The organism is Streptomyces sp. NPDC055013, from assembly GCF_053608645.1.
The window spans coordinates 54,500-69,103 of record NZ_JBSGVW010000025.1 but is presented as its reverse complement, the minus strand read 5'-3'; the positions used below and the strand labels follow the sequence as shown (position 1 = coordinate 69,103).

Genomic DNA, 14,604 nt, shown 5'->3' with positions numbered 1-14,604 from the left:
CAGGCTGGCGAGCGACCGAAGGAGGGGCGTGACATGACTGCCATGGCCCACGAGCCGCTCACGCAGGAGGAGGTCCTGCTGGAGGGCTTTCTCGCCCTGGACACGCCGGAGGGTTTCCGGGCCGAGCTGATCGAGGGGGAGATCGTTGTGACGCCGCCGCCGGACGGGGATCACGAGAAGTACATCAGCCGCATCGTGAGGCAAGTGATCAAGCGGTCCGGGACCGACATGGACTTCTCCGGAAACAAAGGGCTGAGACTGAGGAGCGGGGAGTCCTGTCCCAAGAACCACGTGGTCCCGGACGTCACATTCGCGCCCATCGAGTCCGACCTCTTTGGAGGCGCCGGGTCCTGGATGGCCTGTGATGGCGTTGCCATGGTGCTGGAGGTCACTTCCACCAGGCCCCGCGCCGACCGTGAGGCCAAGCGCCGCTGCTGCGCGCGCGGGGGTGTCCCCCTGTACCTCTTGATCGACCGTGACACCTCGCAAGTCACACTCTTCAGCGCCCCTGAGGAGGACGACTATCGCGAGCACTGCACTCGTCCCTTCGGCAAAGCGCTCGCCCTTCCGGAGCCCTTCGGCTTCGAGCTGGAGACGACGGACTTTCTCTGAGGCCCTCGGCGTTGTACCCCCTGGAAACCCAGGGGGTATGTGATGACCACACGTGAGCAGGCCAGCTGGACCCGGGCGAGGCTCGGCCGGGGCGGTCCGCCGCTCGATCTGCTCACCGCCCGCTTCGACCGGCACGTGTACGCCCCGCACGCCCATGACGAGTTCACGATCGGCGTCTGCGTCGGCGGCAGCGAGATCATCGACTACCGGGGCGGCCGCCTCCGCCCCACCCCCGGCTCCATCGTCGTCCTGGCACCGGGCGAGATGCACACGGGCGGCCCGGCCGAGACCGGCGGATACGCCTACCGAGCCCTGTACGCCGATACGTCCCTGCTCACCGACGGCACCCTCGGCACCGCAGCCCCACACTTCCGCGACCCCCTCCTCGACGACCCCGACCTGGCCACGGCCCTGAGCCGCACGCACGCCGAACTGGCCGTCTGCCCGGACCCCCTGGAAGCCGAGTCCCGCATCCCGTGGCTCATGACCGCCCTGACCCGCCGCCACTCCACGGCCCGGGCGACGACCGACACGGTCGCGGGCGCCGATCACCTGGCGAGGACCGTCCGCGACCGCCTCGCCGACGAGCTCACGGCCCCACCCTCCCTGGCGTCCCTGGCCACCGACCTGGGCCTCTCCCGCTACCAGCTCCTGCGGGCCTTCCGTACGACCATGGGAGTGCCGCCGTACGCCTGGCTGGCCCAGTACCGGGTGAGCAGGGCCCGATCCCTGCTGGAGACGGGCCTGCGCCCCGCCGAGGTCGCCGGCCTGGTGGGCTTCGCGGACCAGGCGCACCTGACGCGCTGGTTCCGCCGGGTACTGGGCGTCACCCCGGCGGCGTACCGCAACAGCGTTCAAGACAAGGGAGCATGAGCCGACCGAGACTCGCCGCATGACTGCACGCGGTTGGTTTCTCTTCGCCCTGATGAGCGTGGTCTGGGGCATCCCGTACCTGATGATCAAGGTGGCGGTGGACGAGGTCTCCCCGTCGATGGTGGTGTTCACACGATGCGCCCTGGGCGCGGCGTTGCTGTTGCCCTTCGCGATCCGCCAGGGCGGCCTGCCCGGGACGGTACGACGGCACTGGCGCCCGATGCTGGCCTTCGCGTGCATAGAGATCATCGGCCCGTGGTGGACCCTGACGGACGCGGAACGCCACCTGTCCAGCTCGACGGCGGGCCTGCTGATAGCGGGCGTACCGATAGTCGGCGTCGCCCTGGCCCGCTTCTTCGGCCGGACGGAGCACCTGGGCGTCCGCCGCCTGACCGGCCTGACCCTGGGCCTGGCAGGCGTGGCGACGCTCACCGTCCCCCATCTGACCGGCGGCGACGCCCGCTCCCTGGCGGAGGTCCTGCTGACGGTACTGGGCTACGCGACGGCGCCCCTGATCGCGGCACGCTGGCTGAGGGACGTCCCCTCCCTCCACCTCACCGCGGCCTGCCTGACCTTCGCGGCCCTCGTCTACGCCCCCGCGGCGGGGCTGACGTGGCCTGCCGCGATGCCGTCGGCCGAGAGTCTGGCCGCCCTGGCCGCCCTGGGCGCGATCTGCACGGCGGTCGCCTTCGTGGCCTTCCTGGAGCTGATCAAGGAGGTCGGCCCGACGCGGGCGACGGTCTTCACGTACGTCAATCCGGCGGTCGCGGTGGCGGCGGGGGCGGTTTTTCTGGACGAGCGCCTCACGGCAGGGATCGCTGCGGCCTTCGCCCTGATCCTGACGGGCTCGGTACTGGCGACGACGGCCCCCCGCAGGCCGGTAACATGGTCCACACGGCAGACGAGCCGGGCGGGCGGCCGCGTGAAGTCCCTCAGGGGGCTTCCCGAGGAACGTCCGGGCTCCACAGGGCAGGGTGGTGGCTAACGGCCACCCGGGGTGACCCGCGGGACAGTGCCACAGAAAGCAAACCGCCCGGCGCTTCGGCGCCGGGTAAGGGTGAAACGGTGGTGTAAGAGACCACCAGTGCTCAGGGTGACCTGAGCAGCTAGGTAAACCCCACCCGGAGCAAGGTCAAGAAGGGGCCGCCTTAACCGGTGACCCTGCGCGGACGTTCGAGGGCTGCCCGCCCGAGTCCGCGGGTAGACCGCAGGAGGCCGGCGGCAACGCCGGTCGTAGATGGATGGCCGTCGCCCAGGGCTCCGCGAGGAACCCTGGGAACAGAACCCGGCGTACAGCCCGACTCGTCTGCCGCTACCTGCGGCTTTGCCTTGGAAAGGGCCTCTGATCTGGGACGGAGGCCCTTTCGGGTCTTTCAGGGGCTTGCCGCGTTACGCGGCGGAAAGTCCCTCGGAAGTCCCTCGGACAGAGCTGAAAGTCCCTGAAAAGTCCCTGGAGCGGAGGGGCGGGCGAGGCCTCTGGGCTGGGCATTCGCGTCAGCCGTCGGACCATGACGTAGGGATCGGATCGCAGTCCTCAGGGTGGCCTTGGACCGGCGGGATTACGCGGCCTTGGCGTTGGTGGTCGTATGGGGCCGTGCGGCCCATTCGGCGCGGGCTGCGGCGAGCCGGGGGTGCATCGCGCGAAGCTCTTCCAACTGCCCGGCCACCGTCTCGATGAACTCGGCCAGCTGGTCGGGATCCATCGGGCGGGTGTACATGTCGGCGGCCACTTCGACCAGAACGTGCGGGACTCGGTAGGCCGGGCTGGCTGTTGAGTCCGGACTCACGGCGAGGTGCGCGCAGAGCAGTTGCCAGGGCTTGTAGTCCTCGTAGCCCTCGGTGTATTCGGCGTGGGCCACAGTGCCGTACATCTGGTGGTGGACGTCGGCCGGGTGGCGCGTTCCCTCCATGTCATCGGTGTGGTCCACCGTGCACCAGGACGGACACGTGACGGTGTGCCGGGTGCCGTACCTGTCGTCGTACGTCCAAGTGAGGCCGGCCGTTGCCGCGGTCTCGATGGTCTGCCCGGACGTCAGGCCAGCGATCTGCGTACGTGCTGCCCGGAGCTTCGCCAGGTGCACGCTCATGTCGCTGATCAGTTCGTCTACCTCCCCGAGGCTGAGCGTCGGCCAGTCGCCGCCGGCCACGAAGTCCAGTCCGGGCGCTTCGCCGTTGACCTGGGACAGGTGGAACGCCATGATGCCGTCCCCCCGCCGTCCAGCGTACGGGCGGTGGGCGCCCATGGCGGTGAACGGGCCGTGGTGAAAGTACTCGTTCGGGTCCTCGTGGTCCGCCGGGTCTCCCGTACAGAAAGAGACGCCGTCGGGGCAGGAGATCGTGTCCGAACCATTTGGCGGCTCGCCATTGGTGGAGGCATCCATCGTGTCCGCGAGGGCCTCAAGGGCATCGGCGAACCTGTGGAGCTCCTTCGCCTTTGAGCGGGCCTCGATCGCGTCCGTGTCCGTCTCACCCAGACCTATGACCGGGTCGGAACCCGAGAAGTCCAGCAAACGCGCGTCCAGAAGCTCGCGGTTGTCATTGCCCATGACGACATGCCTGGCCCCGAAGTGGTCGTCGTGGACACCGGTCTCAGTGCACCAGTCCGGGTGGACGGCGCAGAGCTGCCGGTCATTCTTGAGGGCGATGAAGTCCTTGGTGCTGCTGCTGTCCGTCGTTGATACGGCGATGCTCACGTTCTCGTCCCTTGTCGTAGACGGGCCGGATTCGGATGCCTGGGGCAGGGCGCGGGTGTGACCGCTGGCTTCCTGCCTTCTGTTGCCTGGCTCCTCGTTGCTCAGCCTCGCTCAGCCCGCGCACACGTTCTCCGTCCTAGCAACATCTGTCCTCAGGGCTGCCGTTCGGCGGTAAACTGCGAGCCTTTTGCTGCCCGTTAGGACGACAATGTCTCGTTACGAAGTACGGCTGATCACTAGCAGGGGACACGGCGTACCGCTTCATGAGGAACTTCGCGCAACGGAACGGAGCTGGCTCTGACTGGGAAGAGTCTGCACAGTGCAGCGGACGCACACTAGTTGCCGCGTTTGACGCGTCCTCGGATTGCGAGGGCGGCGAGACCGAGCAGGACGGGTTCGGTGAACCGGGACGTCATCTCGATGTAGTCGCCGGCCGTGGTGAGGTCCTGGCCGCTGGAGCGAAATACGACGGAGTTGAGGGTCAGTTTGAGGGCCTTCTCGAACCGTTCGCTCGTGTACCGGTCGCCGGTGGGGTTCTTCGGATCCTCTTTGTCGATCTCGAAGGTGACGGTTCCTCCGCCGGCCGGGACCACACCGGTCGCCCGCTGTTTGGGCGAGTTTTGGGGCAGGCCGAAGCCCATCATCAGGACGATGGTCGTCATCATGGCGAGGGCCAGCCAGCCGAGGGCTCGTGAAGCGCGCATGCCGTATCCGGATAGCAGCCAGTACGCCCACAGCAGCCCGCGCTCGCCGTGCGGGGTGTCGGTGCGGTCGTGGCGGCGCATCTCCATCTCACCGTAGTAGAAGTCGGCGGCGCCGGGTTCGTTCTTGCCGTCCTCGAAGGCCTTGCGAAGTTGGCGGTAGAGGGCGGCGACGGTCTCCGGGGTGGGGGTGAGGCCCGGGTCGTGGTGGTGAGGGCCGGTACGCCAGTGCCGGGGCGAGGTCGGCGGGGCCGACTGGCCGGAGGATTGCGCACGCCAGTGGTGTTCCTCCGCCAGGGTGCGACGTCGTGTCCACCAGTGAGGCCATAGGAAGCGACGGTGGAGACCCGTCGGAGTGGGGGCGAAAGTGCAGCGGCCCTCCAACCGTAGTTGGTCCAAGTGGAAGGCCCCGGAGAACACGCAGTCGCTCAGGTCTACGTCGGTGAGGACCAGGTGGGCGGCGTCCAGTCCCTGCACCGACGTCACCGCAACCGTGGGCGGAAGGTCGGCGAGTGGGCTGTCGTCCGGCTCGACGGAGCTGGGGTCGGCGATGACCGCCAGCGGGGCGTTCAGTACCGCGCTGGTGAGATCGACGGTCGCATAGCGCACTCGCAGGGTTGCCGTCTGCTCCCACTGCGTTCGGGCACAGGTCAGGCTGCGTGCGACGACGCGGAGTGTGAACGGGACGGTGAACAGGGCCGTGGACAGGTCCACCCAGCCCCCGCAGACCAGAGGCCCCAGATCTGGGATGCCGGGGAATTGGGCGTTCGCGAACGAGACTCCCGTGCCGATGTGGGCCCCATGAAACCACGCGCGGCCGTTGAACTGCGCTCCCTGGAACAGCGCGTCCTCGGCGAATCGTGTTCTGTCGAACCTCGCGCCACCGTCGAACCGAGCCGCCATGAACCGGGCACGGCCTGCGAACTTCGCTTCCACGAAGGCGGCCTCGCCGACGACTTCGACTTCGTCGAACTGAGCCTCTCCGCCGAACTGCGTGCCGACGAACTGAGCCTCACGGCCGCAGCGCACAGCACGAAAGATGGCGTCTCCGCCGAAGCGCGTGCCGTTGAATCCCGCATCCTCGGCGAATCGGGTCGCGAGGAACGAGGAGTCCCTGAACTGCGCCAACTCAAAGTGCGCGGCATCCTCGAACTGTGTTTGGAAGAACCAGCCACCGTCGTTGAAACTCGCCGCGATGAACGCGGTGTAGCCGCCGAATCGCACCCCGTTGAAGCGGGCCGCACCACGGAACTGGGTGCCCTCGAAGCGGGCGTCACCGCTGAACTCCGTGCCGTCGAAGTCTGCTGTCCCGTCGAACTGCGCCGTCTCGAAGTGCGCGTCGCCGATGCTGACCCTGTCGGTGTCGGGATCGCGCAGGGCGTCGAGGAGTTCTCCGAGAAGGGCGTCGCTGAAGGGAGTTCCCCGGTGATCGATGTCCGAGCCGGGCCCGAGAGTCGTGAAGTAGGCGGATCGCTCGGCGTCCGTGACATGGGCAAGGCAGGCATCGTGACTGGGGATTCGAACCCCGGGGCAACCTTCTGGGGCCGTCGCGGGGTCCGCCCCCAGCCCGCACTGCGCCCAGGGTTCGTCGGGGGTGACAGTCATCGCAGCTTTCTTCTGATGCGCCTCAAGGGCGCCCAGACTGGCACACCAGACCCGCGAAGAGAGCACTGAGCCCTGAGACAGTGATCGCGATCACTGGAAGAGACATGCCCGCAGGATGCCCGTTCACGACCTCTCAGTATGCCGACTTGAGGAACACCAGCAGTTGAGCCGCGCGGCTGGACAGCAGGCCGGCTAGCGGCCCCCGAGCCATCCGAGCCACCTCCGACGCTGCCGTATTGGGGGCTCAGGTTCCTCAGCGTCCGGCCCAATCTCCACCACGAGGTCAGGCAACCCCTTGAGCCACTCACTGTGGATGGTTCGGCCGTCCGTCAGCCACGCAGTGAAGTACACGAAGGTAGGTGGGTGCCCCTCGTGCATAAGCACACTGGGGGTGACGTTCCTGAAGTACTTGAGGCCACCGAATGGCTCTAGCTTCTGAGGATCCTCGAATCTCTCCCCACCGCCGAACCTCAACTCTCTGCGCCACCACTGACCGTGGACGGATGTCAGTTCAACGCGCTCGACACCGATAGCCATAGTGCCTCGGTTGGCGAATCGGATACGGAAGCGGTAATCCCGTTGTTGTCGTGGCTTAGGGGCTAAGGGGCTCATGCCATGTTGTTCAATAAGGATTTCGACCTTCGGCTTGACTCGCAGGTAAGTCTTCACCGCAAACGTTGCAGTGGTAGCGGTGGCCCCCATGCTTACGCTCGATAGGACAAGAGCCCATTCCGACGCCTTCATGAGTTAAGTGTGTCCACCCGTACGGCATCTGGCGATGTGTGCAACGGCAAGTCGCTGAACCACACCTGAAATCTCCAACCCCCTCTCCCTCAGCTCCTGGACGGCGGTAAGTCGGCCCGCTGACCAACGGCTTCCGAGCCCTCTCCCGTCCATGGCGCCGGCTCGGTGCCCACAAGCTCTCACGCCGGTTCTGAAGTCGCTGAGAGCTCACGTGCGCCGGGAGTCGCCTAAAGTCCACGCGCCCTCCGTCTACCTGGCGGGCGATGTTCGACCACGTCACGACCCGGATCGCGGGACGACTCAGGTGAGTTGAACCACGGGCGACCGTCCGTGCCTATCTGCTCGGTCTGCTGTCGGGTGTCGAGCGAAGAACTGCTGGCAGCTGGCCGAACAGGCCAGTCGCACCCGACCCGGGCCGATGCAGCGCCTGCTGCGCTGCACCCGCTGGGACGCCGACACCGTCCGCGATGACCTACGCCCCCACGCTGTGGAACACCGGGTCCGCAATTGGACCTCATGGAACCAGCACATCACGCTGGCCATGCTCGCCCAGGCCTTCCTGGCCGCCATCGCCGCCAGCACGACACCGGACCGGCCCGCCGAACCTCACCGGATCGCCCGCAGCCGCGATCCGATCGCGTTGACAGTCCCGGAGACCCGCCGCCAGTCTCACCCCACTAGCCGTGACCCCGGCCAGACTGCTGCGCTGGTGCGCCTGGCGTAGACGTCACCAGGCAATAGCTCGACGTTGCAACAACCAGCGACGGTCCGCCAACGAACCCACCGGATAGATCACGAAACCGTACTGCAGTACTGGGGCGCGGCGTGCTCTGGCGGTTATGCCTGCTGCTTGAGGTGCTGGGTGAGGCGCTGAAAGGTAGACCAGGCGTGCGGTTCGGTTCCATCCCCCAGGGAGTAATGGAGGGCCGGTTCGGCCGGGGGACCGAGTCGCGTGGGGGTGAGGCCGAGGGGCGGTTGCTCGGCGCGGGGCGGACCGATGCGCCGAGCCTCGTTGTGGCCGAGTGTGAAGGTGACGGGGATCGGAGGGGGTTCGAGCTGTGCGGGGACGGTGAGGTCGCGGCGGGCGGCTCGGAGGGCCGTGAGCAAGGTGACGAGACCGTGCTCCGCGTCGAGCTCGGCTGCGAGAGACTCGACGGCTCGCAGGGGCGGTGTCTCGTTTCCGCCATAGCCGAGCGCGAGGGTGATGTCTTCTTCGATGCCCCCCGTCGTCCGGAGCACGCGCATGGTGGCGAGAGCGGGCTGGTCGGGGTGTCCGACGGCGATCAGCCAGCTGGGGCGGGGCGCACGGGCGCGGGCCAGGTCGGTCAACTGGCGGGTGGACCAGGGGAGATTGATCGGTTCGGCGGTGCTCCAGCCTGCTGGTGCGGCGCCGGTGAGGTGCCGGAAGGTGGCCTCCAGGGCGCGGCCGAGGACGAGGTCTGCATCTGCGGGGTGCCGGGTGCGCAGGGTGAGGAGAAACTGGCGTTCACCGGTCTCGGTGGCCGTCTTGAACGCCTCGGCCACGGAGGCGGCGCCGTCCTCGTCAAGTACGGGGGTGAAGGTGCCGTTCTTCCAGTGGAGTACGGCGCCGGACAGGCCGTCGTAGTAGCCGTGTTCGGGGTCTTGGACGACCCAGCGGTTGGGCAGGCCGCGCAGGGCTGTGCGGGTCGGCAGGGTGAGGCGGGCTGTGGGCGGAGTGACGATCTGCAGGGCTTGGTCGGCGGCGGTTGCGGTGCGCAGGGCGTCGGAGAGCCAGCTGGTCATGGCGACCAGGGGGCGGTCCTGGATGACCACGGCCGTCGTGGCGGTGAGGACGTCCACTGCGGGGGCGCCGGTGGCCGGGACAGGGATTGCCGAGACGTCGGTGGTTAGGGGGACTGCGTCGGTGGTGGCGGCCTCGGGCGGCCAGACCGTGCCGCCCAGCACAGTCGCCAGCCGCCCGGCGAAGGAGCCGGCCAGCCGTCCGGCCTCGGCGACGGCGGTGGAGGCGCGGGCCTCAGTCCACCACACCGGCCCTTCCTCGACCGCGTGACCCAGCAGACGGGCGGTCTCGCCCGGGACCTGGATGAGGATGGGCGCCTCCACCGAGACCAGGGGGCGGCCGTTGGGGGCGCAGAGCTGGACGACGGCACCGTCGGCGGTGGTGTTCACGCCGAGGTCGGGGCCGCCGGCGTAGAGGCCCGCGAGGAGGGTGGGCAGGTCCGGCATCTTGGGGGTGAGGGCGATGACGTCCTTGGTCACGCTTGAGGGGCCTCTTCGGTGGGTTCGTCGGTGAGGGCGGTCTGGATGAGCTGGTGGGGGCGGCCTCGGCGGACGAGGGTGCCGCGGCCGGGCGGCTGCTGGGAGGCGTAGAGGCCGGGGAAGAGCTGGCCCTCGGTGCGCTCTCCGGTCATGAGGAGGGCGGTGGCGCCGGTCTCGCGCAGGGCGGTCAGCAGCGGCTCGTACAGGGCGCGGGAGGCGCCGGCGGTGCGGCGGGCGAGGACGAAGTGCAGGCCGATGTCCTGGGCGGAGGAGAGGTACGGCAGGAAGGCCGTCAGCGGCTGCTGCCCTGCGGTAGTGAGGATGTCGTAGTCGTCGATCAGGATCACGATCCGCGGCCCGGTGAAGGTGGGCTCGGTGGTTGACAGTGCGTCGGGGTCGGCGGTCTCCGGGAGGCGCTTTTCCAGTTCGGTGGCGATGCCGGTGGACAGGGCGGCGGCGAGCTGGGCGTTGTGGGCGTAGCCGCCGCGGTAGGGCTCGGGGAGCACGCCGCGCAGGACGCGGCGGGGATCGTAGATGCCGAAGACGAGTTCCGTGTCCGTGTGGCGCTCGACGAGCTGGGCGGCGATCAGCTTGAGCAGGTTGGTCTTGCCGCATTCGTTGTCGCCGAGGATCAGCAGGTGTTGGTCGGTGCCGAAGAGGTCGAGTAGGACGGGCGAGAGGGTGTCCTGGTCGACGCCGACGGGTATCCGCGTCGGCTCCGCTGCCTGGGTGGGCAGCTTGGCGGCGGAAAGCCGGGTGGGCAGGACCCGTACGGGTGGGGCGAGTTCGCCGTGCCAAGAGGCGCGGATGGTGCGGGCGGTGCGTTCCAGGGCCGGGCCCAGGTCGTCCGAGGCGGGACGGTTGTCGATGCGAGGCAGGGCCACCTGCGCGAACAGCTTGCCGTCGGTCAGCGCTCGGCCGGGGGTGTCGGGGGTGAGGGTCTCGGAGAGCTTGCGGTCGATGGAGGAGTCGGCCGGGTCGTTCAGGCGCAGCTCGATGCGGGTACCGAACATCGACTGGGTGGCGATGCGGACGTCGTTCCAACGGAGCATGCCCGCCACGACGTGGATGCCGTAGCCGCCGCCGCGCTTGAGCAGGTCGGCCACCGCGTCGTCGAGGTCGGCGAACTCCTCGCGCAGGGCACCGAATCCGTCAATGAGTAGCACGATGTCGGTGGCGCCGAGATGCGGGAGCTTGCCCTGGGCGCGCAGGTGGCGAAGTTGGTCGACGGAGTCGATGCCCAGTTCGCGGTACGTCTCCTCGCGCTGGGCGAGCATGGCGCGCAACTCGGCGACGGTGCGGGCGGCTCGTTCGTGGTCGGCGCGTCCGGCGATGCCGCCGACGTGCGGCAGGCCAGCCAATGCGGACAGTCCGCCGCCGACTAGGTCGAGGCCGTACACGGCGACGTCGTAGGGGGTGTGAGTGAGGGCTAGGGAGAGAGCGAGGGTGCGCAGCAAGGTGGTCTTGCCGGATTGCGGGCCGCCGATGAGGGCCGCGTGTCCGCCGGCGATGGTCAGGTCCAGCAGCCATGGCTGCTGCCATTGTCGGGCCGGGTCGTCGAGGGTGCCGAGCGGGACGCGCATCGGCCTGTCGCCGTGGGCGAGGCGGAGACCGTCCGTACCGGCCTGGAGGGGGCCGGCGGCCGTTTCCAGGGTGGTGGCGTCGGGCAGCGGGGGCAGCCAGATCCGGCGTACTGGGGGTGCGGCGGTGGCGAGTTGGCCGACCATGACGGACAGTACGGTCGGGCCGGTCTCGCGCTTGGTGGCGGCCGGCTCCTCGATGGTGTCGGTCCCGGGCTTTTGCGGGGTGTTGTAGGCAGGGTAGGGCCGCACGAGCGGCTCGTCGTTTCGCTCTTCGCGCAGGGCCGGGCCGCGATATGTGCCGGAGACGTAGCCAGCCTTGAAGCGCTCGTAGGTGGAGGTGTCGACCTTGAGGTAGCCGAAGCCGGGCAGCGGCGGCAAGTGGAAGGCGTCCGTGGTATCCAGGACGGTGCGGGACTCGTCGGCGGAGAAGGTGCGCAGGCCGAGGCGGTAGGAGAGGTAGGTGTCCAGGCCCTTGAGCTTCCCGCCCTCGATGCGCTGGCTGGACAGCAGCAGGTGCACGCCGATGGAGCGGCCGATACGGCCGATGGACAGGAACAGGTCGATGAAGTCCGGCTTGGCGGTGATGAGTTCGCCGAACTCGTCGATGACGACGAACAGGTGGGGCAGCGGCTCCAGGTCCGGTCGGGTCGAGGCGCGCAGTGCGGCGTAGTGTCCGATGTCGGCGACGTTCCCGGCGTCCTTCAGTACCTGCTGACGGCGTTTGACCTCGCCGACGAGGCTGGTGTGGACGCGTTCGACGAGGCCGGCTTGGTTCTCCAGGTTCGTGATCACCCCTGCGACATGCGGGAGTTCAGCGAACGGGGCGAAGGTGGCGCCACCTTTGTAGTCGACCAGGACCAGGGCCAGGTCCTCGGGGGAGTGGGTGGCGGCCAGGGCCAGGACGAGGGTGCGCAGTAGCTCGCTCTTGCCGGAGCCGGTGGCGCCCACGCACAGTCCGTGCGGGCCCATGCCGAGCTGCGAGGACTCCTTGAGGTCCAGCAGCACCGGCTCGTGACGGTCGGTGAGGCCGATGGGGACGCGCAGGAAGTCGCGCTCATTGCGCGGGGCCCACAGCTGTGTCAGGTCGAGGGCGGCCGGGTCGTCGACGCCGAGCAGGGCGGGGAAGTCGACCGGGCCGGATACCGGCGTGCCCTCAGCCACGGACTCGGCGGAGAGACGCAGCGGGGCCAGCATGCGTGCGATGCCCTCGGCACCGGGGACGGTTACCGGGTCGGGGGTCCCGTGCGCCGTGGGCGCGTTCGGGGCGCGCAGGTCGTCGACGACTATCCGGTCGCCGTGGACGGTGATGCGCACGCTGACCTGGTCGGGCTCGTGCACTTGCTGCTGAAGCAGGTGCAGCACGGTGACGCCCATGTCGGGCAAGCCGATCGCCGAGTCCGGACGGGGCAGTTCGGCAGCGGTGTCGCCGTAGGCGTCGCTGATCACGAGCATGCGAGACGTCAGGCGCAGGGCATCCGCGCCCCGGCCGGACAGGCCGCGGCGCACCTCTGCCGCGTACCCGGCGCGCTGTCGCAGGTCGGGCGCGCACAGCCGGGAAAGCTCGGCTATGTCGGGCGCGATCCGGCGGGTGGCGACAGGGCCGTCGTACACCTGGGTGTCAAGGACGTGGGGCAGCCACTTCACCCACGTCCACTCGGACTCGTCGGCCGTGGCGAGAGCGACTGCGACGTCGTCCGGCGCGTGTGTCACGGCCGTCTGCAGCAGAAGCGCGCGGGCGACGCGGAGGACGCCGTCGCGGTCGCCGATGACACTGACGTTCCCGGCTCGGTCCAGCGGCACGGTGAGCGGGAGGTCGGTGGCAGTACTGAAGCGGTGTTGCAGGGCGCGGGCCTCGTTGAGCATGAACGGGTCCGGCGGGGTCAGCACCCCGCCCGTACTGTTCAGGCCGACGGTCAGCTCCCGCGCCGGCACGTCGCCGGTGCCCGCTCGCACCTGCAGGAAGTCGACATCCTGCCGTCGCCGCTCCCACAGTCGGGCGGGATCGCGTACGAGGTCGTACAGAGCCTCTGGTGGGGGGTTGAGCAGCCTTGAACGCTGCCTGCGCTCCCGTTCGGCCGTGCCCAGTTCCTCGCGCTGCTCCTCCAGGTACTCCAGGTATCGCTCCCGCTGGACGCGTCGGGTGCGCTGTGCCTTTCCCCGCTGGGACAGGAACAGCGCCACCGCGCCAAGCAGGGCCACGACGAGCACGATCGCGCCGATCGCAGCGAACTGGCTGTTGCGCACGACGGTCATCAGCACCACGGAGCTGAGGACGCCGGCCATGGGCAGCAGCGCAGTGGCCGCGTTGCCAATCTTGCCCTCGGGCAGGTTCGGAGGCGCCTCGATGGTGCGCGGCTCGGCGGAGGGGAGCGGGCGGGTGGAGCGCGCGGGCCGGTGGACGATCTGCTGGGTCACCGGACGCGCACCGCCCGCTGCATCGCCTCGGCCGCCAGGCGGACGGCCGCGTCGCGGGTGGCTTGGCCCAGCATGGCGGTGTGGATGGGGCCTCCTTGGGCGAGATGACGGTCGTAGGGCAGCGGGATCACGGGGACGCCAGGCTCGCGCAGGTGCGCGACCGCCGACTTCACGTCGAGCGTGGTGTCGGGTGAGGCCGCGCTGAGAGCGACGACGGTGGTGTCCAGGGCGGAGTGCGGCAACTGCCCGAGCCAGTCCAGGACCTGCCGGGTGCCGTGCACGCCCTCGGCGGTCATCGGCGCGACGACCACCCGGGCGTGGGCGGTGTCCATCGCAGCGCGCGCCACCTCACCGGGCAGGGTCTCGCAGTCCACCACCGTCACCGCGAAATAGCGGCGCAGGGCCATCGTCACCGTCATGTAGGTGCGCAGGTCCAGCGGGGCGCCGACCCGGCCCTGGCCCGCGGGCAGCAGCCAGCCGCCGTCGGCCACCGGCACCAGGTAGCCGGTGACATCGGTCAGCCGCATGGAAGGAGTCAGGATCCGGGCCAGGTCCGCGCAGCACCAGCGCACCGTGTCCGCGCCCAGCCGCACCGGGAGCGTGCCGAGCGCCGCGTCGGCCTCCAAGGCGAGCACCGGGTCGTGCCGGTAGTGGTTGAAGGTACGGGCCAGCAGTGCGGACACTGTCGACTTGCCGACGCCGCCACGGATCGAGGTCACCGCGATCACCCGGCCGGTCGTCACCGGCTGCTGCAACTCCTGGGCAAAGCGGGTCTGTTCGGCGACCTCCTGCCCGGCGGAAGCGGTGAGTTGCCGCAGCGTGCGTCCGGTGCGACGGGCCACCGAGTCACCGTGCTGAGGGCGGCCGAGGGCAATGGCGAGACGGGGATCGACGGTGGGGAGGGACTCGGGGGTCGCGACAGGGGCCTGCGGGGCGTGCACCTGGCGCGGGACGGGAGGAGCGGCGGGGGACGGGTCGGGATTCGCTGCCGGTCCCGTTTCCGGCTGCGCGGGGGAACGGGGGACCCCGTCGGGCTCGGCGGGAGAGGACGGGATCGGGGCGTTGCCAGAGCCATCGCCGGCCAGTTCCCGCAGCAGGTCGTGCTGCCAGTCTCCTCCCCCGGTCATGCCCATCTCC

At 69.2% G+C, this 14,604-nt stretch carries 8 protein-coding genes, 1 other RNA gene and 3 pseudogenes; 5 read left to right on the top strand and 7 right to left on the bottom strand.

Annotated elements, in window-relative coordinates:
• Positions 1–33 precede the first annotated feature (33 nt).
• The 4 genes and pseudogenes from ACWGDB_RS27350 (at position 34) to rnpB (ending at position 2,794) form a co-directional block, all read left to right on the top strand.
• Entirely contained in the window at positions 34–612 is a 579-nt protein-coding gene (locus tag ACWGDB_RS27350; RefSeq protein WP_453824842.1) for a Uma2 family endonuclease, read from the top strand.
• Between the two features lie 42 nt (positions 613–654).
• The gene (locus ACWGDB_RS27345; protein WP_453824841.1) at positions 655–1,485 is read left to right on the top strand and encodes a helix-turn-helix domain-containing protein; all 831 of its coding nucleotides are present in this window, start codon (positions 655–657) and stop codon (positions 1,483–1,485) included.
• Positions 1,486–1,504: 19 nt separating this feature from the next.
• Positions 1,505–2,287 (top strand): annotated as a pseudogene (locus ACWGDB_RS27340) (DMT family transporter); the annotation flags it as partial.
• 100 nt (positions 2,288–2,387) lie between these two features.
• Positions 2,388–2,794: RNase P RNA component class A (gene rnpB / locus ACWGDB_RS27335), an RNA gene on the top strand.
• A 250-nt stretch (positions 2,795–3,044) separates the two neighbouring features.
• On the opposite strand, the gene ACWGDB_RS27330 is transcribed toward rnpB, so the two are convergent.
• From ACWGDB_RS27330 to ACWGDB_RS27315, 4 genes and pseudogenes are all read right to left on the bottom strand, one after another.
• Positions 3,045–4,178, bottom strand: a complete 1,134-nt coding sequence (locus ACWGDB_RS27330; RefSeq protein WP_453824840.1) for a DUF6907 domain-containing protein — start codon at positions 4,176–4,178, stop codon at positions 3,045–3,047.
• A gap of 335 nt (positions 4,179–4,513) precedes the next feature.
• Positions 4,514–5,593: a pentapeptide repeat-containing protein gene (locus ACWGDB_RS27325; protein WP_453824902.1), complete on the bottom strand. Its 1,080-nt coding sequence runs from the start codon at positions 5,591–5,593 to the stop codon at positions 4,514–4,516.
• 96 nt (positions 5,594–5,689) lie between these two features.
• Positions 5,690–6,484, bottom strand: a pseudogene (locus ACWGDB_RS27320) (pentapeptide repeat-containing protein); the annotation flags it as partial.
• Between the two features lie 192 nt (positions 6,485–6,676).
• On the bottom strand, positions 6,677–7,228 hold the full coding sequence (locus tag ACWGDB_RS27315) for a hypothetical protein (RefSeq protein ID WP_453824839.1): 552 nt from the start codon (positions 7,226–7,228) through the stop codon (positions 6,677–6,679).
• A gap of 338 nt (positions 7,229–7,566) precedes the next feature.
• Between ACWGDB_RS27315 and ACWGDB_RS27310 the strand changes: the two are divergent.
• Positions 7,567–7,724: pseudogene (locus ACWGDB_RS27310) on the top strand (IS701 family transposase); the annotation flags it as partial.
• 341 nt (positions 7,725–8,065) lie between these two features.
• Here the strand turns inward: ACWGDB_RS27310 and ACWGDB_RS27305 are convergent.
• Genes ACWGDB_RS27305 through ACWGDB_RS27295 form a run of 3 tightly spaced genes read right to left on the bottom strand, consistent with a single transcriptional unit; the run spans position 8,066 to position 14,600 of the window.
• Positions 8,066–9,469 carry a DUF6177 family protein gene (locus ACWGDB_RS27305; protein WP_453824838.1) on the bottom strand — a complete coding sequence of 468 codons (1,404 nt, stop codon included), beginning with the start codon at positions 9,467–9,469 and terminating at the stop codon, positions 8,066–8,068.
• Positions 9,466–13,467: a type VII secretion protein EccCa gene (eccCa, locus tag ACWGDB_RS27300; RefSeq protein ID WP_453824837.1), complete on the bottom strand. Its 4,002-nt coding sequence runs from the start codon at positions 13,465–13,467 to the stop codon at positions 9,466–9,468. Before eccCa ends, ACWGDB_RS27305 begins: the two co-directional genes overlap by 4 nt.
• Positions 13,464–14,600, bottom strand: a complete 1,137-nt coding sequence (locus ACWGDB_RS27295; protein ID WP_453824836.1) for a hypothetical protein — start codon at positions 14,598–14,600, stop codon at positions 13,464–13,466. Before ACWGDB_RS27295 ends, eccCa begins: the two co-directional genes overlap by 4 nt.
• Positions 14,601–14,604: the final 4 nt, after the last annotated feature.